We start from the raw sequence: 16,637 nt of genomic DNA, 5'->3' as shown, positions 1-16,637 counted from the left end.
CATGCCCACGAGGCGAACTGTCGAAGTCGAAGCCGACGCCACCGACCCGAAACGCGGCATGACCCTCGACGAGATGGCCGCATTCGTGCAGGAAGCGATGCGCGCCGAAGTCCCGGGCGACACCCCGGTCAAGATCCGGGTCAACTGGAGCAGCGGCATCAAACGACTGGAGATCAAGGGATGAGCATCCTCACCAGCCAGGCCCGTCTCGCCTTGGCCGTCCAACTCGACGACGCCGAACACCTCGGCATCCCGAAAGCCCACCAGATGGTCCAAGAGGTGTGCGCGTACGGCCCGGCCAGCACCCACTTCGGCACCGTGCTGCCGTACGTGGTCGCGTGGGTGAACGGCATGCTCGCCGCGCTCCGGCCGCTATGGGAAGCGATCGACGAATCCATCACCGAAGAGGCGCAAGACGGCATCGCCGACATCGAACGACACCTGAAGAGGCAACCGTGAACGAGCAGGACACCGGCAAAATGCACATCCACCCCGAGGCGTCGGACCTCATCGACGAAATCCAAGACCTCCACTGGAAGCCGCCCGCCAGCACGCTCACAGACCCGGTCCTGGCTGAGGTGTTCGCCCAGTACGGGCACGGCCGCCGACTCCTCCACGACCTCGACGTCATGGCCGCCATGGGCAGTGCCTACCACGGCCGCCTCGACGAGGCTCGCCAGCTCATAGCCAAGATGACCCCCGAACAACGCCAGAAGATCGACGAGGCCACCGCTGTGATCGGCATGCTGGTGGCCGAGTTCGAGACGGAGAGGTCATGACGCGCCAGAACTCGCCAGGCGACCACCTGCACGCCATCCAGATGAGGGAAGCCCTGGAGTCCGCCGTCGACGGCAACCTCACGGCAGCCCGATACGTACTGGAGCACATGAGCCCGCGACGGCGACGGCGCTTCGCCGAAACCGCCGCCGCGATCATCGAGACCATCAACACGATCGACTGCACGTGCGTCTCGCCCGGCCTCACGGGCACGCCCGACGACGACGGCGTGCTGGTGTGGGACCGCGACTGCAAGGCGTGCGGCCTCGACCTGGTGCATCGGGCGGACGAAGTGCTGGACGCGATCGACATGCGAGGGCCGCAACGGCTCGGAGACGTCGAGAGGGGAATGCTATGACGACCACCCCCGCCCGCCGCTACCAGACCCGACCCGCCGAACCCCGACAGGTAGAAGCCGTCCTTCTCACCGACGACAACCTCGACGCAGTCAGAGACTGGCTGAAGCGGTGCGGGTACAACGCTCAGCGCGCGCACGGCCAGATCAACGTGCTGGTCGGCCTGGGCTACCAGGTGTTCAGGCCGGACGACTGGCTCATCAACGACGGCAAACGCCTGTGGGGGCTCAACCCGGACGACTTCAACACCGCGTTCGAGCCCGCCGCGCCTACGTCCGAGGAAGGGGTCGAATGTCGCTGATCGTGCGCTGCAACGGGTGCGGCACCGAAGTCGACGAGATGAGCCACGGCAAAGACACCGGCCACGCCCTCACCGGCACGAGAGTCGGGAACGTCGGTGGCGGCGGCATGCCATCCGGCCGGTTCGACCTGTGCGTCGCCTGCGGCCGAATCGCCTTCACCGCCATCCGCGAAACCCGCCCGCCCGCCCGCCCCGCCAACCTCGCCGAACGACTCAACTCGATGACGCTCAACCAGGTCATCAGCAAAGGACTCCACGCCGCCCTCGCCGACGTCGCGGAAGACTTCATCAGCGCACCGGACGCAACCGCCGGGCTCGCCACCGGGACCAGCGGCGAAGCGATCATCAGACTCACCGTGGAGGACATCGCGCGGATCGCGGCCGATGCCGTGCGCGAATGGAGCAAGGGAGCATGAGCGCGACCGACGACATCCTCGCTGGCATCAACGCTGCCACCAGAGACATCATGGACGACGGCCGGGACACCTGGATCGCCGAGCTGCTCAAGAACGCCCCGACGTGGCGCGAACTCATTGACGAGGGCATGTGCACCGAGGAGCAGGTGAAGGCGAAGTTCCCGGACGCGATCACCGGGAAGATCGTCCCAGGGCAGATCATCGCCGATGGCGCAGAGGTCACCGTTCAGGTGCTCAACGAGCGCGGCGAACTGGAGGAGGTGCGAGGGCGATGGGAAATCCGGCCGTGACCGACCTGGTCGCCCTCGCGCGCGCCCTGCTTCACCGCCACCGCTGGGAACCCTTCACCCTCACCCTCCCCAACCGGGCCACGGCGACCATCCGCACCTGCCGATGCGGCAAACAACGCTGGGAGAGCAGCAACGACTGGCCCGAAGACCTGAGGATTAGGCTCTTCGTGAGTGCAGAAGGGGATGGCTGTAGTGGATGACCTGGCCGCGTTCCTGCGGGCGTGGCATCACGGCAAAGATCCCCACGAACGGTGATCCGAAACGTCAGCCGGGCCTGCCAGAATCGGGGGTATGGCCGTTCACCGGATCAACCGCGACGAGTGGAACATCATCGACGACCTGATGTTCGCACTCGACACCTCACCCGCCCCCGAGGTGATCGGCGAGATGGACTGGGGCACCGACTACACCCAGACGGACGGCACCATCACCGGCCTGCTCTACATCCCGGACGCGGACGGCATTTTCTACATCGACCCGAGCGGGCCGGACTGAAGGCCAAAACGTCAGTCCAGCCTGGAAGAATCGGGGCATGGCCCTCCCCGCCCTCCTCCCGTGCCCCATCACGGGTGACGTCATCCTCGTCCCGGTCGGCACTGTGTCCACCCGAATGACCGCCGACGAACGGCGGGAGCTCATCCGCCGCCTCGCCGAGTTCGACCGCACCCACCCGGAGGCCAGCGCATGAATGCCAGCGACGGCACCGCCGAAGCCCGCACCGCAGCACGCTGGTGGGCCGACCGCCTCATCGAAGAAGCCGACCCAGACACCGGCGAAGACGCCACCGACGCAGCGATCTGGACAGCACGGAAACTCGCCCAAAGACCCACGCTGGAGCAGGCAGAAGCCTTTCGGCAGGCCCTCGAAGAAGCCATCCTCGACGGACCGGTCAGCCACCCCTCCTGGCAGACAGCGATCGAGCGCGATGATCCGAAATGGGGCTCCGGACTGCGCGACATCGGCACCGACTGGGGGCCTGACGAGACCCTCGGCAACGCACTGGAAGCCGCAGGGCTGGACGGCAGGAGCCTCGGCCTGCTGCCCGCGAAGACGGTCATGTGGATCAGCCCGGGCGAGGTCGGCGTGGCGCTCGGCTACGGCGGGCAGGTGCAGCGACTTGACGTGTCGTAATCGCGGCGACACGCCGAAGATCCTCCCCGGACTTGACTAGGCGACCCAAGTGCACGCAAACTCTCGAAAGTAAGGTGTGTGATCTAGGCCCTCGGAACCAAAAGCCGAGGGTTTTCGCATATCCGGGGGTGAACATGCCCCCAGCCCTCCAAACGACCCAATGGGCAACCCGCGCCGACGCGGCCCAACGGCTCGGCAAGGCACGCGGCACCATCGCCTCCTGGATCACCCGCTACGGCGTCCGCAAGCGAAAGAACCGCGACGACGTCATGGTCTACGACTACGACGACCTGGCGATCATCGAATGGTTCATCCGCATCGACTGGTACGGCCAGACCGGCGAACAGATCCCCGCCACCCCGGCCGAGCGCGCCCGCGTGCACGCCGACACCCTCGCCCACACCTGAAGGACCCCGATGCGCATCAGCGACGCCATCGCCCGCCACGTCGAGAACCTCATCACCGTGAACGCGGTCGGCGAGCCGCTCACCTACGAGGTCATCCCCACGATGCTGCCCACCCCGGGCGGACCCAAGCCCGTCTGGGTCGTGATGGTCGTCGGCCGGTCGCTCGCGCTCGACGAGGCCATCGCCGGACCGCTCATCACCATCGACAAGCCTGACGCGACCGAGGAGCAGCTGAAACCGCACGTCCTCAACGCCATCCGGCAGATCAAGGCAGCCAAGCAGAAACTCGCCACCGGCGCGCCCGACGCACCCAAGAGGCAGCCGCAGCGGACACCGGCAGGGCTGTACATCAACTAGCCGCGAGGGGGTGAGCGATGTCGGGCATCCCCCTCTCCGACGACGAACTCCAGCAGATCCGCGACCTGCACGCCCAAGGCCTCTCCTGCAGCGCCGTCGCCGACACGATCGGCCGCTCCCGCGCCGCCGTCTCCCGCGCCGCCGCCAAAATGGGCCTCGCCTGGGACCGATCGCAAACCAAAGCCGCCACCGAGGCGCGCGTCGCCGACGCCGCGGCCAAACGCGCCCAGCTCGCCCTCGACCTCCTCGACGACGCCGCCCGCATCCGCGCCCAGCTGTGGGAACCGTGCATGGCGTTCAACTTCGGCGGCCGCGACAACACCTACGCGGAACACCAGCTGGAGCGGCCCGACTTCGCCGGCCAGGAGAAGATCCTGCGCGGCATGGCCATCGCGGTCGAGAAGAGCCTGCGGTTGACCGACTACGACACCGGCGACGACGCCGCGAAGGTTGGGTCCCTGCTCGGCAGCCTGTTCGCGAGCTTCCAGGACAAGCACGGGACGGGCGACTGACCATGCAGGGCGTCGACCTGCGGCTCTCGGAGAAGCAGGAAGAGTCGATAGCCCACGCCACAGCCCGAATTTGCATATGGGAAGGGTCGGTGAGGTCGGGTAAAACCGTCGCCTCCCTGCTGCGCTGGCTCGTCTACGTCGCGTCGGCCCCGCGCGGTGGCCAGCTGGTCGTCATTGGCAAGACGTTCGACACCGTGTGGAGGAACGTCTTCGGCCCGTTGATGGACCCGGCGATCACCGGCCCGGCCGCGCGGCTGATCTCCTACACGCGAGGCGCTCCGACCGCGAAGATCCTGGGCCGCAGCATCGAGATCATCACCGCCAACGACAAGGCCGCGGTGGGCCGCCTGCGTGGCGGCACTTTCGCGGGCGCCTACGTCGACGAGGCGACGCTGATCCCGGAGGGCTTCTGGGACATGCTCCTGTCCCGTCTCAGCGTTCGGGGCGCGCAGTTGTTCGCCACGACCAACCCCGACTCGCCGGCGCACTGGCTGCGGAAGAGGTTCCTACTCCGCAAGGGCGAGCTCAATCTGCGCAGCTTCAAGTTCGTGATCGACGACAATCACGCGCTCGACCCGGGCTACGTGGCCTCGCTCAAGATGGAGTACGTCGGCCTGTGGTACCGGCGGTTCATCAAGGGCGAGTGGGTCGCGGCGGAGGGTGCCGTCTACGACATGTGGGACGAGGACGTCCATGTCGTCGACATCGTTCCGCAGATCACACAGTGGATCGCGCTCGGTGTAGACCATGGCACGACTAATCCGTTTCATGCCGGTTTGCTGGGTTTGGGCATCGATCGCCGGTTGTACATCGTCCGGGATTGGCGCTACGACTCGAAGCTGAAGCATCGGCAACTCACGGACGTCGAATACTCGAAGCGGCTGCGTACATGGCTGGACCAGGTGCCGATTCCGGGTTCGGACGCGAAGGGTGTCCGCCCGATGTTCACCGTGGTGGACCCGAGCGCGGCGAGTTTCAGGGTGCAGCTGCACGAGGATGGCATCGCGTCAGTGCTGGGCGACAACGAGGTGCTGCCCGGGATTATGACGGTGTCGTCGCTGCTGGCGACGCAGCGGTTGAAGGTGCACTCGTCGTGCAAGGACCTGATCGAGGAGTTCCCGGGCTACAGCTGGGACGACAAGAAGTCCGCGAAGGGCGAGGATGCGCCGATCAAGATCGCGGACCACGGGCTCGACATGGCCCGCTACGCAGCCCATACGACACGGGCGACCTGGCAATACCAGCTGTGCGAGCCGCAACTTCTCGTGGCCGCCTAGGTCAGCTGACCTTCTCCCAGCCTTCCGTCTCGTCGCTCCACCGCGCCGCGAGGACAACATCGCACTCGACGAGGTTCGGCGCGTCCCTCGTCGAGTTGATCGCCACCGCCACCGCTACCACCCGCCACCGGGCGCGTTTCACCGTGAACTGGAGTCCCGGCGTCGGTAGTTCGTTGAACGGGAATTCGGCCACCTGGCCGTCTTTGCCGTCGAGGGTCACCCGGTAGCGCGGCTGGCTGCTCATCGGCCCATTGTCCCGGCCATGGAAAACCCTCTCAACCGCACCCTGGAGCTCCCGAGATGGACCGCAACCCCGGCATCGGCGACATCGTCCACTACGTCAGCCACGGCACGCCGCCCCGCGCCGATGGCACCCAGTCGTACCCGCCCGCCTGTCGGGCTGCGATCGTCACAGCAGTCCTCGACCCGGCCGGGCAGGCGGGCGGCGGCATCGTCTCCCTCATGGCGGTCAACCCCGAGGGCCTGTTCTTCCTCAGGGAGTGCTCGCACGTGTTCGCGGAGCACCAGGTGGGCGGCTCGTGGCACTGGCCCGAAGGCGTCTTCCTCGGTGAGGTTGAGCAGAGCGATGTCCGGCCGCTTCGCCTGGACATGGGTTCGGTCTTCGAGATAGACGGCGAGCAATTCCAGATCCGCCGCCGATCGGTCGCCACGCTCCCGAATCCCGAGGGCAGGTACGCGAAGCACCTGGATGTGCACCTCGAACTGGTCCAGATCCCCGAGGCGACCTGATGAACGCCGGTACAGCCCCACTCCCCGTCCAGCTCCACATCGGCGGCTCCGCCGTCCTCGACCTCGGCACCCTCGACGCCCTGGAAAACCCGGAGGACTGAATGGCCGAACGCCCGGCCAAGTCCGACGACTTCGATCGCGGGCTCGACGTGATCCGCTACAGCATCCACACCGCGACCGCGCAGCTACGACCGGAGCCCGCCCCAGTCCGCCCGGGGCCGCGCCTCGTCTTCGGCCCGCCCACCTCCCCGGGCGACGTCCCGATCGAGTTCCCGCACCTGATCCTCGCCGCCGCCCACCGAACACGCCCTGAGCAGAGCCGGTGATCGGCCGCCTCCGCCGCCACCTCGTCCGCGAACTCGCCGCCCTGGTCCGAGACATCCGCGCCGAACTCGACCCGCCCGCCGACGCCGGTGGAGACGTCAGCGTGAGCCTCACCATCGCGGACACCCAACTCGCCTACCAAGACGAGCCCCAGGAGCTCCGCTTCGGCTTCCAGCCGTACGACCGGAACCGCCCGTCGTGAAGGGGGGACCGCGTGATGTCCCCAGCCCCGAACCCGCAGGCCGTCGGGGCCCAGTGGGAACGCGAACGCGCCGCGCTGGTCAAGTGCGCCCGCGCGCTCGCCTTCACCTACGGCGGATCGCAACGCCCCGCCGAATCCGACCCGGAGGGCCGGGCGCTCTGGGACGCCATGCACGCCGCCTACGACGCGCTCGGGGTAAACGACACCCGCGACCTGCCCTAACGGAGAACCACGTGGCCCGCTACCGCACCAAGCCCACCGAGATCGACGCCATCCAGTGGACCGGCGACAACCTCACCGACGTCATCGCCTTCACCCACTGCCGGGCCGACCCCCAACCCGACGGCGGACTCATGGTCATGACCGCCGCCGGAAGCCTCTGGCTCCGCAAGAACGACTGGATCGTCAAGCACGGCGACGGCCAGCCCGGCCAGGTCTGCCCGGCCGCCGACTTCGCGGCCATCTACGAGCCGGTCGCCTAAGCGGCGTACGCACCATCCACGGCAGCGCTGACCGTAAGAGGAGGTGATGCCTCATGCTTCCCACCTCCGGGCCCTGGCCACCTCGCCACCTCGCCCCGGTAAGCGCCAAGCTTGCCGAGTGGTCGGCGTGGTATTGACTCGGGCGACCCCGACCAGCTCTCCGCCATCTACGGCGGCGGAGCCCAAAACGGCGACACCACCGGCTTCTTCGCCAGCGAACGCGGAGGATGGCGCGCCACAGTCGGCCGCAAACTCGGACGCTTCTTCTGGGGCACCCGACCGCGCGGCAACGAAACCCGCACCAAACTCCACGTCCCCCTCGCCAGCGACATCGCCGTCACCGGCGCCAACATGCTCTTCGCCGAACCCGTCAAGATCACCGCCAGCGACAAGGCCACCAACGCCCGCCTCGAAACCCTCGCCGACGAGTACGGCTTCCAGTCCACCTTCCATGAGGCCGCCGAACTCGGCGGAGCCCTCGGCGGCGACTACTTGCGCGTCTGCTGGGACAAAGACGTCCGCCCCGACGGCCCGTGGTTGGCCCCCGTCCACGCCGACGCTGCCATCCCCGAATTCCGGTACGGCGCCCTGGTCGCCGTCACCTTCTGGCGCGTCCTCGCCGAAGACGACAACACCGTCATCCGGCACCTCGAACGCCACGAAATCGGCGCCATCCTGCACGGGCTCTACGAGGGCACCTTCGACGACCTCGGCCACATGGTGCCGCTCACCGAACACGAAGCCACCGCCTACCTCGCCCAGCACGTCGAAGACGGAACCCGCATCCCCACCCGGATCCCGTACCTGACCGCCGAATACTTCCCCAACATGCGGCCCGCCAAGATCTGGCGGAACCAGCCCGCCGCCGCCTACCTCGGCCGCGCCGACATTGAAGGCGTCGAGCCGATGCTCGACCGCCTCGACGAGGTCTACAGCAGCTGGGACCGGGACATCCGCCTCGCGAAGGCCCGGCTCATCGTCCCGCACAGCTACATCCAGTCGCAGGGCCCCGGCAAGGGCGGCCTGTTCGACCCCGACCAGGAGCTGTACGAATCCGTCGGCGCGATGACCAAGGGCGAAGGACTGGAGATCAGCGCCCAGCAGTTCAAGATCCGTGTCCAGGAGCACATGGACACCACAGCCGCTTGGACCGAAGTCATCGTCCGCGGCGCTGGCTACAGCATCCAGTCTTTCGGCGGGAAGGGTGATGTCGCGGCGGTGACGGCGACCGAGGTCATCGCCCGCCAGGAACGGTCGTTCACGACGCGCGGCAAGAAGATCGGCTACCGGCGCCCTCGGACTTCCAACATTCTGCGGGCGCTGCTGGCGATCGACCGGGTGGTCTTCGGCACGACGGTGGAGGTCGAACGGCCGAAGATCGAATGGCCTGACGGTGTCGCCACCGACCCGAAAGCCCTCGCCGAAACCCTTGCCCTCTATCGGCAAGCCGGAGCAGCGAGCACCGAGGTCATGGTGCGGATGCTCCACCCCGACTGGGAGGACGCCGACGTCATGGCCGAGGTCGAGAAGATCCAGGCCGAGCTGGACGCGGGCGGGTCACTGGTCGACGACCCGTACACCATCCGGCCACCCGAGGCCGACCAGCCAGACGAGCCCGCCACCACCGAGGACGGCGGATACCCGGGAGCCTCGGACGAGGAATAGCCCGGCGGGGAGGTCGTCGTGCCCGCCGACCCGGACCTCCTCGACGCCATCGCCGGATCGCTGGCCGACCTCTACCGCGACGTCGAGGCCAGCCTCATCAAGGTCATCGCCTACCGCCTCGGCCGCGACCTGCCCACCGAGCGGCAAGCAGCCAAACTGGGCGGCGTCCAGCAGCTCAGTAAGGCCGTCCAGATCCTGATCAAGCGACTGGCCGGCCAGAAGGGGCCAGCTGCCCGCGTCATGGTGGCCGAGGCGTACAACGCGGGCTGGACTTCCGCCCTGGCGGACCTGCACGGCAATAAGGCCCTGGTCGCCAAGGCCGTGGAGGCGATCCCGAACGCGGCCGCGATCGAGCGGGTCGCCAGTTCGGTGTCAGCCGACCTCGGCCGCGTCGAGGCCAACATCTTGCGCAGCAGCGTGGACGCCTACCGGGCCGTGCAGGCCGCTGGTGCCGCCCGCATCCTCGCGGGGACGTCTACGCGGCGTCAGGCGTCGCAGGCGATGTGGCAGCGGCTCACCGACCAGGGCATCGTCGGTTTCACCGACTCGGCGGGGCGGAAGTGGAAGCTGTCCACGTACGTGGAGATGGTCGCGCGGACGAACGCGGCGCGGGCCGCGATCCAGGCGCAGGTGGATCGGCTGACGGCGATTGACCAGGACCTGGTGATCGTCTCCGACCATGGCGGCGAGTGCGCTTTGTGTCGTCGTTTCGAGTCGGCCGTGCTTTCCCTGTCCGGGCCGACCGGCGATGTGCAGGTTGAGCACGCGATCAACGACGACGAGATGATCACCGTCCACGTCGAAGCCACGCTGGAAGAGGCTCAACTGCGGGGCCTTTTCCACCCGATGTGCCGTCATTCCATTTCGTCCTATTTGCCTGGTGTGACGAAGACGCCGAAGAACACGGCCGACCCGGCCGGAGACAAAGCCCGCCAGCGGCAGCGCGCGATCGAACGCAAGATCCGCCAGTACAAGGAACGCGAACTCGGCGCGCTCACCCCCGAGGCGAAGGCCGCCGCCAAGGTGAAGGTCAAGCAGTGGCAGGGCATCATGCGCGACCACCTGCGCGCACACCCGAAACTCAAGCGGCAGCCCCATCGAGAGGCCATCGGCGCCGGGAGTATCCCACGCGTCGCCAGTGACGCCCAGGTCGCACCCGTGGCCGACGTGATCCCGCAGCAGGTCCTGGATTTGGACGTGGATCGGGCGCGGGCGCGCCGCGAGCAACTGGAGGCGGAGCGGGTAGAGCGGCGGCGGCTTGAGGAGCAGGCGCGGGCTCAGGCCGCCGCTCTGGCGGAGGAGCAGCGCAGGGCCGAGGAGGCCGACGAGGCCGAGCGTCAGCGCCTGCTGGTCGAGGCGGAGAAGGCGCGGCGGGAAGCGGAAGCGGCGGCCCGCGCCCTGGCTGAGCGGGAGGAAGCGGAGCGCAAGGCCGAGGAAGAGCGGCTCCGGCTCGAAGCGGAGGCGGAGCGCGTCCGGCTGGAGGCCGAAGAGCGTGAACGGCAGCGACGCCTGGAGGAGGAGGCTGAGCAGGCGCGCCGCGAAGCTGAGGCGAAGGCGGAACGGGAGCGCCTGGAAGCCGAAGCCCGCGCCGAGCGGGAACGACTGGAGGCTGAACGTCGAGCCGAGGAAGAACGCGCCCGGCTCGAAGCCGAAGCCGCCGCGCGCGCCACCGTGCCGAACGGCGACTTCAGCAACCTCCGCCAGATCGGCCCCCAAGGCGGCAGCAACCCCGGCGGCTTGTTCGAAGACGCCGACGGCAACCGCTGGTACGTCAAAACCCAGAAGTCGGAGCAGCACGCGGCGAACGAGATCGCCGCCGCACGCCTGTACACGGCCGCCGGCATCCTCGCGCCCGAGATCCACGCCGGCCGCGGAGCCCCGGGCCTGCCCGACGGCCCGCAGACCGCCAGCCGGGTCATCGAGGGCCGCGAGGCTTCCCCCGGCGAGCTCCGGATGCCCGCACGGGCGGGGTTCGCGGCCGATGCCTGGTTGGCCAACTGGGACGCGGCGGGCCTGGATTTCGACAACATGCTGCTCACCCCGGGCGGCGACGTCGCCAGGATCGACACCGGCGGAGCGCTGCTGTACCGAGCGCAGGGCAGCCCCAAGGGCTCCGCATTCGGCGACACCGTCACCGAATGGGACACCCTCCGCGATCCCGGCACGGCACCGCAGGCGGCCAAGCTGTTCGAGGGGATGACCTCCGCTGAGCTTCAGGACTCGCTGGAGCGGGTCGAGCGGGTCAGCCCCGAGGAGATCCGGCGCATCGTCGCCGAGTCCGGCCTGCCGGACGACGTGGCCGATCGTCTCCTCGCGCGCCGCCGGGACCTGATGGGCCGGCTGGAGGGACTGCGGGAGGCGGCAAGGCTCGCCGAGACGACGCTCGCCCGGCTGCTCGACCACAAGGACGACCTCAACGCCGAGCAGCTGCGGGATGACCTGCTCAACAAGCGCGGCACCGAGGCCGAGCGGGAGGCGTGGGCGCGCGCGCTCACGACGTTCGACAAACTCGCCGACAAGGGTGGAGCGCAGGCAGGTCACAAGAAGTGGCTCGACACGCTCACCACCTCCGACGACCCGGAAGCCGTCGCCATGCGGCGGCTCGGGCAGGTCAAGTCTTCGGAGCTGCGGGCAGCCGCACTACGGGCACTGGCCGAGGAGCTCCGTGCGCGCGCAGCACGTTCCGGCTCGCCGGGCATGCGGCACGGCCTGCGCTTCCACGACAACCACGAAGGCCTGACCTGGGCGCAGGAGAATCACCCGCTGCCCGACCTCACTCCCGACGAGATCGACGCGGTCAAGAAGTACACCGGGCAGAACTACGAGGTGCTGAACAAGGGGCTGCGCGGCCATCCGCCGACCGACAGCATGCGCCGTGCCTGGTACGACAACATCATCGCCAACATGGATGCCGCCTTTTCCAAGGCGGAACTCCCGGAGTCGGTCATTGTGCACCGGGCCGTCACCGACGCCTACGCCGAGTTCCTGGGCGCGGACGTTGACAAGCCTGAGACAATGAAAGCGCTCGTCGGCCGGGACTTCCCCGAGCACGGGTTCATGTCCACGTCGATCGGCAAGAATAGCGATTTCTCGGGTCACGTCCTGATGATCCGGCTGCCGAAGGGCCACAAGGCGCTCAACGTCATGAGCATCTCGGACTACGGCACCGATGAGCGGGAGATCCTCCTCGGCCGGGGAACTCGATATGTGGTTCACGGCGTTTATCAAGGGACTCGGGAAGGCTACAAGGTCTGGGGCATGGAACTGGAAGTCGTCCCCGACGACTGGGTGAAACCAGCCGACTGGGCCCCGGACCCATACGGCGACATTTTCGACGGATATACGTAGAGAAGGAGGCGAGAGGCTGTGACTCATCCACGCTGGACCGACGCCGCCTTCGCCCCCTTCGACGTCTCCACCCCGATCAGCTACTCCGGTGACGTCGTCGGCGAGGTACGGCGCGCGGCACTCCACGACATGGACGGGCTCCTCCTCGGTCACGTCTGGACCGACGACCAGGCCGCGGCCGGCTTCCTTGACGCTGACGGTGTCGGCCCTCCGGCTGTGCGCGCGAGCACGTACGTGTGGCAGGTCCATAAGCGGCTGTTCGACGCGGGCCGCCCCGCCTCGGACGTGATGGATCCCGCCTTGTACGCGCCGTTGTACCGGCTCGCAGCGCCCGAATAACCTCAGCCATCCCTTAAGGCCCGGCCCACACCCCCATGTGGTCCGGGCCTTTCGCATGCCCTGACGGCGTGCCCCCTCATCTTCGCCGCGCAACGCGGCGGACCCCTTGCCCGAAACGGGCGCCCCCTGATCCCGAAACGGGAGAACACACATGCACATCCCCCTGCCCATCCACCCCCGCACCGGACTCCAGGCCATCGGCGTACTGCCGTCCGGCCGAGTGATCTGGCCCGTCATGGGCGGCTCCGGCGAAGGCGACGCAGGTGGGGGCGACACCGGCGGCACGGAAACCGAAACGGGAACCGGCGACGCCGACATCAGCACCACCACGGACACCGGCACTGGCACCACCGACCAGGGCGGCACGACCACCGACGGCAAGCCCGAAACGGGCAAGGCGAAGGACGGCGACGACCTGGCCAAATGGCGGGAGCTGGCGAAGCAGAACGAGGCCCGCGCCAAGCAGAACAAGAAGGACCTCGACGCGGCGAACGCGAAAAACCAGGCCACCCTCGACGCCATCGCCCAGGCCCTCGGCCTGAAGAAGGGCGAAGAAGTCGACCCGGCCAAGCAGATCGAGACCCTCACCGCCGAATCGGCCAAGAAGGACTCCCGGATCCGCGAGCTGGAGATCCGCGACGCCGTCCGCGACGTCGCCGGCCAGCACGGCGGAGACGCCAGCGCGCTGCTCGACTCGCGCGGCTTCCTGCGGGCGGTCGCCGACTTCGACCCGGCCGACAAGGGCTTTAAGGCTGCCGTCGCCGACGCGATCAAGACGGCCGTCAAGGACAACCCGAAGCTCGCCGCCGCTGCCGCCGCTGCCGAGGAGAAGAAGCCCAAGCCCGCCCCGGTTTCCGGTGGCGAGTTCACCGGCGGCTCCGGCGAAGGCGGCCCCATCACCGAAGAGCAACTCGCCCGCATGACGCCCGACCAGATCGCGGCGGCATTCAAGGCCGGGAAGCTCAAACACCTCATGTAAGGACTGAGAGGCACCCGTGGCCATCACCCGGTTCCGGCCCGAGATCTGGTCCGCACTCCTGCTCACCAGCCTGAAGAAAGCCCACATCTACGCGGCGCTGTGCAACCGCGACTACGAGGGCGAAATCACGGCTGCAGGCGACACCGTGCGCGTCACCAGCGTCTCCCGCCCTACCGTCAACACCTACTCCCGCAACACCGACATCGCCTACGAAGAGCTGACCGACGCCCAGCGCACCCTGGTCGTCGATCAGGAGAAGTACTGGGCCTTCTCGCTGGACGACGTCGACAAGGCTCAGGCCAAGGGCGACGTCATGGGCCCGGCCATGGAGGAATCCGGATACGCCGTCAACGACGTCGTCGACTCCTACGTCGCCGGCCTCTACACCCAGGCCGCCGCCGCCAACGCGATCGGCACCGTCTCGGTCACCACCGGCGACATCGCCTACACCCAGATCCGCCTGCTCGGCCTGCGCCTCACCAAGGCCAGCGTGCCTCGGGCGGGCCGCTGGGCGGTACTCCCGCCGTTCATGGCCTCGCTGCTGCTGGAGAACGGCAAGTTCGTCAACAACGCCAACCCCGGCGTCAACTCCAGCGCGCACCTCATCGAGGGCTGGATCGGCCGGGCACTCGGTTTCGACCTCTATGAGTCGAACAATGCGCCCCTGGTGACCGGCGACGACTACGCCGTCCTGGCGGGCAACAACCGGGCCATCACGTTCGCGTCGCAGATCACCAGGACCGAAGCTCTGCGCAGCGAGGTGCGGTTCGCCGACCGGATGCGTGGCCTGTACGTGTACGGCGCCAAGGTCATGCGCCCGGACGGGCTGGCCACGCTGGTCGCATCCGAGACCTGATCAGGTCCCCACCCCGGACAACAAGGCAGAAAGGATCTGATCAATCATGGCGCGCACCGCCGCACCGCTCGTCGAGGTCGGGCTGAACACCTCCACTCTGGATGGCACAGGCACCGCCTACGACGTCTCCAACGGCATGTACATCCCCGCCATCCCCGCAGGCCGCGACCTGCTGGTGCGGCTCACCAACACCGACGACGACACCGCGCTGACGGTCACGTTCCTGGCGGGCGACTACCCGCCCGCGATGGCGTCCGGGCAGGGCAACCTCGCCGTGACGATGGCGTTCGGGACGACCCGATGGGTGACCCTGGAGTCCGGCCGCTTCCTGCAGTCCGACGGCACCATCCTGGTGGACGTCACCGTCAACACCGGCAAGATCACGCCGCTGGTGCTGCCGAAGGGCCTCAGCTGATGGCCGAAGCCAAACCTCGGCCGGAGACCGGCTGGTTCCTCACGGAGGGCGGATCCATCATCGAGATGGATCTGCCCCTCCCCGAGGGCATCGCGCAGCGCGTCCTCAAGGGCGCCATCACCCGGGTCGCCAACGCCGACGGCGACCCCTACGAGGAGCCGGTCAGCCCCGACGGGACCGGCGACCTCGACCGGGTCGCCATGTACGCGCCGCCCCCGCCGTCGGCTTCCAAGGCGGCCTGGGTGGGGTACGCGGTACGCCACCACGGGCTGAACCCGGACGCCGCCGACGGCATGACGAAGAACGACCTGATCGATCTGGTCAAGAAGTCCGGGAGGCGCTGACATGGCACGCACCCTGATCGCCCCCACCGCGCTCACCCTCGCGGGTATCGACCCGGGCGACGTCGATGTGGCCGCGGAGCTGACCGACGGCAACATGTTCGCCTACCGCGAGGGCCGGATCTTCTACTGCCTGAACGGCGACGACGCCGCGCTCACGGTCACCGTCCCGACCCCCGTCACGGTCGGATCTGGCGCCCTCGCGGTGGCCGACACCACGGTCACCATCCCGGCTGGGGAGTACCGGCTGATCAAGGGCTTCGGGCCGGAGCATCGCCAGGCCGACGGGACGGTGCACGTCAACTACGCCGGGACCACGCCTACGGGCGTGATGGTCGCCGTCTTCGACTAAAGGACGCGCGGGCGGGCGAGGCGTGAGGGTGCGCGCCCGCCCGCGACCACATTAAGAGAGGTGGGGCCAGTGGCCCAGCTGAGACTCCGGCGTACCCGCGATGGCGTGCTGCGCATCGACGGAGATGTCCCCGACGACCACTACTTCTCGGCCGGGTGGATCGCCGACCGGATCGCCGCAGGCGAGGCCGAGGTCACCGTGACCCTCAACGTGGAGGGCGGCCCTGTTACGTGGCGGCTGGCCGGGCTGGAGAACGAGGACGGCTCGCCCGCGAAGTCGTCCTGGCATGTCGTCCGGGACGGTGAGTGACCGATGGGTAACATTGCGTTCAACATTTCGTTGGGGCGGATTGTCTACGACATGAGCCTGCCCGGCGCGAACGACGCGCTCATCATCATCCCGATCGAGGCGTCCGGCATCGAGTCCGACAACACGCTCCGCGACTACGACGACCTGGGGTCGATCCTGGCGGCGGCGAACAACGAGCAGTCCACGATGGGCCGCAAGACGGTGACCAGCGTGACCGTCACGATCAACGACACCGACAACCGGGCCGAAGTCGACATCGCCGACCAGACCTGGACGGCCGCGGCGGGCAACGCCATCGCGGCGCTGATCTTCGCCTACGACGGCGACACGACCGGCGGGACGGACAGCAACATCAGGCCGCTGACCAAGCACGACTGCTCAATGACCCCGGACGGGTCCGACTTTACGTCGACCATTACGGACTTCTTCCGCGCCAGCAGTGCGGCCTGAA

30 protein-coding genes are annotated in these 16,637 nt (G+C 68.1%); 29 read left to right on the top strand and 1 reads right to left on the bottom strand.

Annotated elements, in window-relative coordinates:
• The first annotated feature begins 1 nt into the window (after nt 1).
• From Amac_RS05145 to Amac_RS05080, 14 genes are all read left to right on the top strand, one after another.
• Entirely contained in the window at nt 2-184 is a 183-nt protein-coding gene (locus tag Amac_RS05145; protein WP_155353147.1) for a hypothetical protein, read from the top strand.
• Nucleotides 181-459: a hypothetical protein gene (locus Amac_RS05140; protein ID WP_155353146.1), complete on the top strand. Its 279-nt coding sequence runs from the start codon at nt 181-183 to the stop codon at nt 457-459. The genes Amac_RS05145 and Amac_RS05140 overlap by 4 nt, the downstream gene beginning before the upstream one ends.
• Nucleotides 456-779 (top strand): hypothetical protein, encoded by a 324-nt coding sequence (locus Amac_RS05135; RefSeq protein WP_155353145.1) that lies wholly within the window; start codon nt 456-458, stop codon nt 777-779. The genes Amac_RS05140 and Amac_RS05135 overlap by 4 nt, the downstream gene beginning before the upstream one ends.
• Nucleotides 776-1,135 (top strand): hypothetical protein, encoded by a 360-nt coding sequence (locus Amac_RS05130; RefSeq protein ID WP_155353144.1) that lies wholly within the window; start codon nt 776-778, stop codon nt 1,133-1,135. The genes Amac_RS05135 and Amac_RS05130 overlap by 4 nt, the downstream gene beginning before the upstream one ends.
• Nucleotides 1,132-1,434, top strand: coding sequence for a hypothetical protein (locus Amac_RS05125; protein WP_155353143.1), 303 nt, complete (start codon nt 1,132-1,134; stop codon nt 1,432-1,434). Before Amac_RS05130 ends, Amac_RS05125 begins: the two co-directional genes overlap by 4 nt.
• Entirely contained in the window at nt 1,425-1,850 is a 426-nt protein-coding gene (locus Amac_RS05120) for a hypothetical protein (RefSeq protein ID WP_155353142.1), read from the top strand. The genes Amac_RS05125 and Amac_RS05120 overlap by 10 nt, the downstream gene beginning before the upstream one ends.
• Complete coding sequence (locus Amac_RS05115) at nt 1,847-2,140, top strand: hypothetical protein (RefSeq protein ID WP_155353141.1); 294 nt, start codon at nt 1,847-1,849, stop codon at nt 2,138-2,140. Before Amac_RS05120 ends, Amac_RS05115 begins: the two co-directional genes overlap by 4 nt.
• 291 nt (nt 2,141-2,431) lie before the next feature.
• Nucleotides 2,432-2,635, top strand: coding sequence for a hypothetical protein (locus tag Amac_RS05110; protein WP_155353140.1), 204 nt, complete (start codon nt 2,432-2,434; stop codon nt 2,633-2,635).
• Nucleotides 2,636-2,672: 37 nt separating this feature from the next.
• Nucleotides 2,673-2,828, top strand: coding sequence for a hypothetical protein (locus Amac_RS05105; RefSeq protein WP_155353139.1), 156 nt, complete (start codon nt 2,673-2,675; stop codon nt 2,826-2,828).
• Nucleotides 2,825-3,271: a hypothetical protein gene (locus Amac_RS05100; RefSeq protein WP_155353138.1), complete on the top strand. Its 447-nt coding sequence runs from the start codon at nt 2,825-2,827 to the stop codon at nt 3,269-3,271. The genes Amac_RS05105 and Amac_RS05100 overlap by 4 nt, the downstream gene beginning before the upstream one ends.
• A 134-nt stretch (nt 3,272-3,405) precedes the next feature.
• Nucleotides 3,406-3,678, top strand: coding sequence for a hypothetical protein (locus Amac_RS05095; protein WP_155353137.1), 273 nt, complete (start codon nt 3,406-3,408; stop codon nt 3,676-3,678).
• A gap of 9 nt (nt 3,679-3,687) precedes the next feature.
• Nucleotides 3,688-4,035, top strand: coding sequence for a hypothetical protein (locus Amac_RS05090; protein ID WP_155353136.1), 348 nt, complete (start codon nt 3,688-3,690; stop codon nt 4,033-4,035).
• Nucleotides 4,036-4,052: 17 nt separating this feature from the next.
• On the top strand, nt 4,053-4,547 hold the full coding sequence (locus Amac_RS05085; RefSeq protein WP_155353135.1) for a helix-turn-helix domain-containing protein: 495 nt from the start codon (nt 4,053-4,055) through the stop codon (nt 4,545-4,547).
• 2 nt (nt 4,548-4,549) lie between these two features.
• Entirely contained in the window at nt 4,550-5,824 is a 1,275-nt protein-coding gene (locus Amac_RS05080; protein ID WP_155353134.1) for a PBSX family phage terminase large subunit, read from the top strand.
• A gap of 1 nt (nt 5,825) precedes the next feature.
• On the opposite strand, the gene Amac_RS05075 is transcribed toward Amac_RS05080, so the two are convergent.
• The gene (locus Amac_RS05075; protein ID WP_155353133.1) at nt 5,826-6,068 is read right to left on the bottom strand and encodes a hypothetical protein; all 243 of its coding nucleotides are present in this window, start codon (nt 6,066-6,068) and stop codon (nt 5,826-5,828) included.
• Between the two features lie 56 nt (nt 6,069-6,124).
• Here Amac_RS05075 and Amac_RS54420 point away from each other — a divergent pair, with 56 nt between their 5' ends.
• The 15 genes from Amac_RS54420 (at nt 6,125) to Amac_RS05000 (ending at nt 16,636) form a co-directional block, all read left to right on the top strand.
• A complete protein-coding gene (locus tag Amac_RS54420) occupies nt 6,125-6,574 on the top strand; it encodes a hypothetical protein (RefSeq protein WP_174900143.1) in 450 nt (149 codons plus the stop codon).
• A 101-nt stretch (nt 6,575-6,675) separates the two neighbouring features.
• The gene (locus tag Amac_RS05065) at nt 6,676-6,900 is read left to right on the top strand and encodes a hypothetical protein (protein WP_155353132.1); all 225 of its coding nucleotides are present in this window, start codon (nt 6,676-6,678) and stop codon (nt 6,898-6,900) included.
• Nucleotides 6,897-7,100, top strand: coding sequence for a hypothetical protein (locus Amac_RS05060; protein WP_155353131.1), 204 nt, complete (start codon nt 6,897-6,899; stop codon nt 7,098-7,100). Before Amac_RS05065 ends, Amac_RS05060 begins: the two co-directional genes overlap by 4 nt.
• 15 nt (nt 7,101-7,115) lie before the next feature.
• Nucleotides 7,116-7,322 carry a hypothetical protein gene (locus tag Amac_RS05055; protein ID WP_155353130.1) on the top strand — a complete coding sequence of 69 codons (207 nt, stop codon included), beginning with the start codon at nt 7,116-7,118 and terminating at the stop codon, nt 7,320-7,322.
• An 11-nt stretch (nt 7,323-7,333) separates the two neighbouring features.
• On the top strand, nt 7,334-7,582 hold the full coding sequence (locus tag Amac_RS05050; RefSeq protein WP_155353129.1) for a hypothetical protein: 249 nt from the start codon (nt 7,334-7,336) through the stop codon (nt 7,580-7,582).
• 111 nt (nt 7,583-7,693) lie between these two features.
• Nucleotides 7,694-9,247 (top strand): phage portal protein, encoded by a 1,554-nt coding sequence (locus Amac_RS05045; protein ID WP_218040886.1) that lies wholly within the window; start codon nt 7,694-7,696, stop codon nt 9,245-9,247.
• An 18-nt stretch (nt 9,248-9,265) separates the two neighbouring features.
• A complete protein-coding gene (locus Amac_RS05040; protein ID WP_155353128.1) occupies nt 9,266-12,595 on the top strand; it encodes a phage minor capsid protein in 3,330 nt (1,109 codons plus the stop codon).
• A gap of 18 nt (nt 12,596-12,613) precedes the next feature.
• The gene (locus Amac_RS05035; RefSeq protein WP_155353127.1) at nt 12,614-12,934 is read left to right on the top strand and encodes a hypothetical protein; all 321 of its coding nucleotides are present in this window, start codon (nt 12,614-12,616) and stop codon (nt 12,932-12,934) included.
• Between the two features lie 151 nt (nt 12,935-13,085).
• Nucleotides 13,086-13,913, top strand: a complete 828-nt coding sequence (locus tag Amac_RS05030) for a hypothetical protein (RefSeq protein ID WP_155353126.1) — start codon at nt 13,086-13,088, stop codon at nt 13,911-13,913.
• A gap of 16 nt (nt 13,914-13,929) precedes the next feature.
• Nucleotides 13,930-14,769: a phage major capsid protein gene (locus tag Amac_RS05025; protein WP_155353125.1), complete on the top strand. Its 840-nt coding sequence runs from the start codon at nt 13,930-13,932 to the stop codon at nt 14,767-14,769.
• A 46-nt stretch (nt 14,770-14,815) separates the two neighbouring features.
• On the top strand, nt 14,816-15,184 hold the full coding sequence (locus Amac_RS05020) for a hypothetical protein (RefSeq protein WP_155353124.1): 369 nt from the start codon (nt 14,816-14,818) through the stop codon (nt 15,182-15,184).
• Nucleotides 15,184-15,528, top strand: coding sequence for a hypothetical protein (locus Amac_RS05015; RefSeq protein WP_155353123.1), 345 nt, complete (start codon nt 15,184-15,186; stop codon nt 15,526-15,528). Before Amac_RS05020 ends, Amac_RS05015 begins: the two co-directional genes overlap by 1 nt.
• Before the next feature lies 1 nt (nt 15,529).
• Complete coding sequence (locus tag Amac_RS05010; RefSeq protein ID WP_155353122.1) at nt 15,530-15,877, top strand: hypothetical protein; 348 nt, start codon at nt 15,530-15,532, stop codon at nt 15,875-15,877.
• Between the two features lie 69 nt (nt 15,878-15,946).
• Nucleotides 15,947-16,186 carry a hypothetical protein gene (locus Amac_RS05005; protein ID WP_155353121.1) on the top strand — a complete coding sequence of 80 codons (240 nt, stop codon included), beginning with the start codon at nt 15,947-15,949 and terminating at the stop codon, nt 16,184-16,186.
• 3 nt (nt 16,187-16,189) lie between these two features.
• Nucleotides 16,190-16,636 (top strand): hypothetical protein, encoded by a 447-nt coding sequence (locus Amac_RS05000; RefSeq protein WP_155353120.1) that lies wholly within the window; start codon nt 16,190-16,192, stop codon nt 16,634-16,636.
• Nucleotide 16,637: the final 1 nt, after the last annotated feature.

It is taken from the genome of Acrocarpospora macrocephala (assembly GCF_009687865.1).
GTDB lineage: Bacteria > Actinomycetota > Actinomycetes > Streptosporangiales > Streptosporangiaceae > Acrocarpospora > Acrocarpospora macrocephala.
Note: the sequence above shows the minus strand (reverse complement) of the source record. Positions and strands in the feature narration are given on the sequence as shown.

Bases quoted from the DNA above. Each gene is read 5' to 3' on its own strand.
- Amac_RS05020 (WP_155353124.1), top strand. From the start codon at position 14,816: ATGGCGCGCACCGCCGCACCGCTCGTCGAGGTCGGGCTGAACACCTCC.
- Amac_RS05030 (WP_155353126.1), top strand. From the start codon at position 13,086: ATGCACATCCCCCTGCCCATCCACCCCCGCACCGGACTCCAGGCCATC.
- Amac_RS05140 (WP_155353146.1), top strand. From the start codon at position 181: ATGAGCATCCTCACCAGCCAGGCCCGTCTCGCCTTGGCCGTCCAACTC.
- Amac_RS05055 (WP_155353130.1), top strand. From the start codon at position 7,116: ATGTCCCCAGCCCCGAACCCGCAGGCCGTCGGGGCCCAGTGGGAACGC.
- Amac_RS05095 (WP_155353137.1), top strand. From the start codon at position 3,406: ATGCCCCCAGCCCTCCAAACGACCCAATGGGCAACCCGCGCCGACGCG.
- Amac_RS05110 (WP_155353140.1), top strand. From the start codon at position 2,432: ATGGCCGTTCACCGGATCAACCGCGACGAGTGGAACATCATCGACGAC.
- Amac_RS05075 (WP_155353133.1), bottom strand. From the start codon at position 6,068: ATGAGCAGCCAGCCGCGCTACCGGGTGACCCTCGACGGCAAAGACGGC.
- Amac_RS05010 (WP_155353122.1), top strand. From the start codon at position 15,530: ATGGCACGCACCCTGATCGCCCCCACCGCGCTCACCCTCGCGGGTATC.
- Amac_RS05100 (WP_155353138.1), top strand. From the start codon at position 2,825: ATGAATGCCAGCGACGGCACCGCCGAAGCCCGCACCGCAGCACGCTGG.
- Amac_RS05125 (WP_155353143.1), top strand. From the start codon at position 1,132: ATGACGACCACCCCCGCCCGCCGCTACCAGACCCGACCCGCCGAACCC.
- Amac_RS05130 (WP_155353144.1), top strand. From the start codon at position 776: ATGACGCGCCAGAACTCGCCAGGCGACCACCTGCACGCCATCCAGATG.
- Amac_RS05105 (WP_155353139.1), top strand. From the start codon at position 2,673: ATGGCCCTCCCCGCCCTCCTCCCGTGCCCCATCACGGGTGACGTCATC.
- Amac_RS05115 (WP_155353141.1), top strand. From the start codon at position 1,847: ATGAGCGCGACCGACGACATCCTCGCTGGCATCAACGCTGCCACCAGA.
- Amac_RS54420 (WP_174900143.1), top strand. From the start codon at position 6,125: ATGGACCGCAACCCCGGCATCGGCGACATCGTCCACTACGTCAGCCAC.
- Amac_RS05120 (WP_155353142.1), top strand. From the start codon at position 1,425: ATGTCGCTGATCGTGCGCTGCAACGGGTGCGGCACCGAAGTCGACGAG.
- Amac_RS05065 (WP_155353132.1), top strand. From the start codon at position 6,676: ATGGCCGAACGCCCGGCCAAGTCCGACGACTTCGATCGCGGGCTCGAC.
- Amac_RS05015 (WP_155353123.1), top strand. From the start codon at position 15,184: ATGGCCGAAGCCAAACCTCGGCCGGAGACCGGCTGGTTCCTCACGGAG.
- Amac_RS05080 (WP_155353134.1), top strand. From the start codon at position 4,550: ATGCAGGGCGTCGACCTGCGGCTCTCGGAGAAGCAGGAAGAGTCGATA.
- Amac_RS05085 (WP_155353135.1), top strand. From the start codon at position 4,053: ATGTCGGGCATCCCCCTCTCCGACGACGAACTCCAGCAGATCCGCGAC.
- Amac_RS05000 (WP_155353120.1), top strand. From the start codon at position 16,190: ATGGGTAACATTGCGTTCAACATTTCGTTGGGGCGGATTGTCTACGAC.
- Amac_RS05090 (WP_155353136.1), top strand. From the start codon at position 3,688: ATGCGCATCAGCGACGCCATCGCCCGCCACGTCGAGAACCTCATCACC.
- Amac_RS05145 (WP_155353147.1), top strand. From the start codon at position 2: ATGCCCACGAGGCGAACTGTCGAAGTCGAAGCCGACGCCACCGACCCG.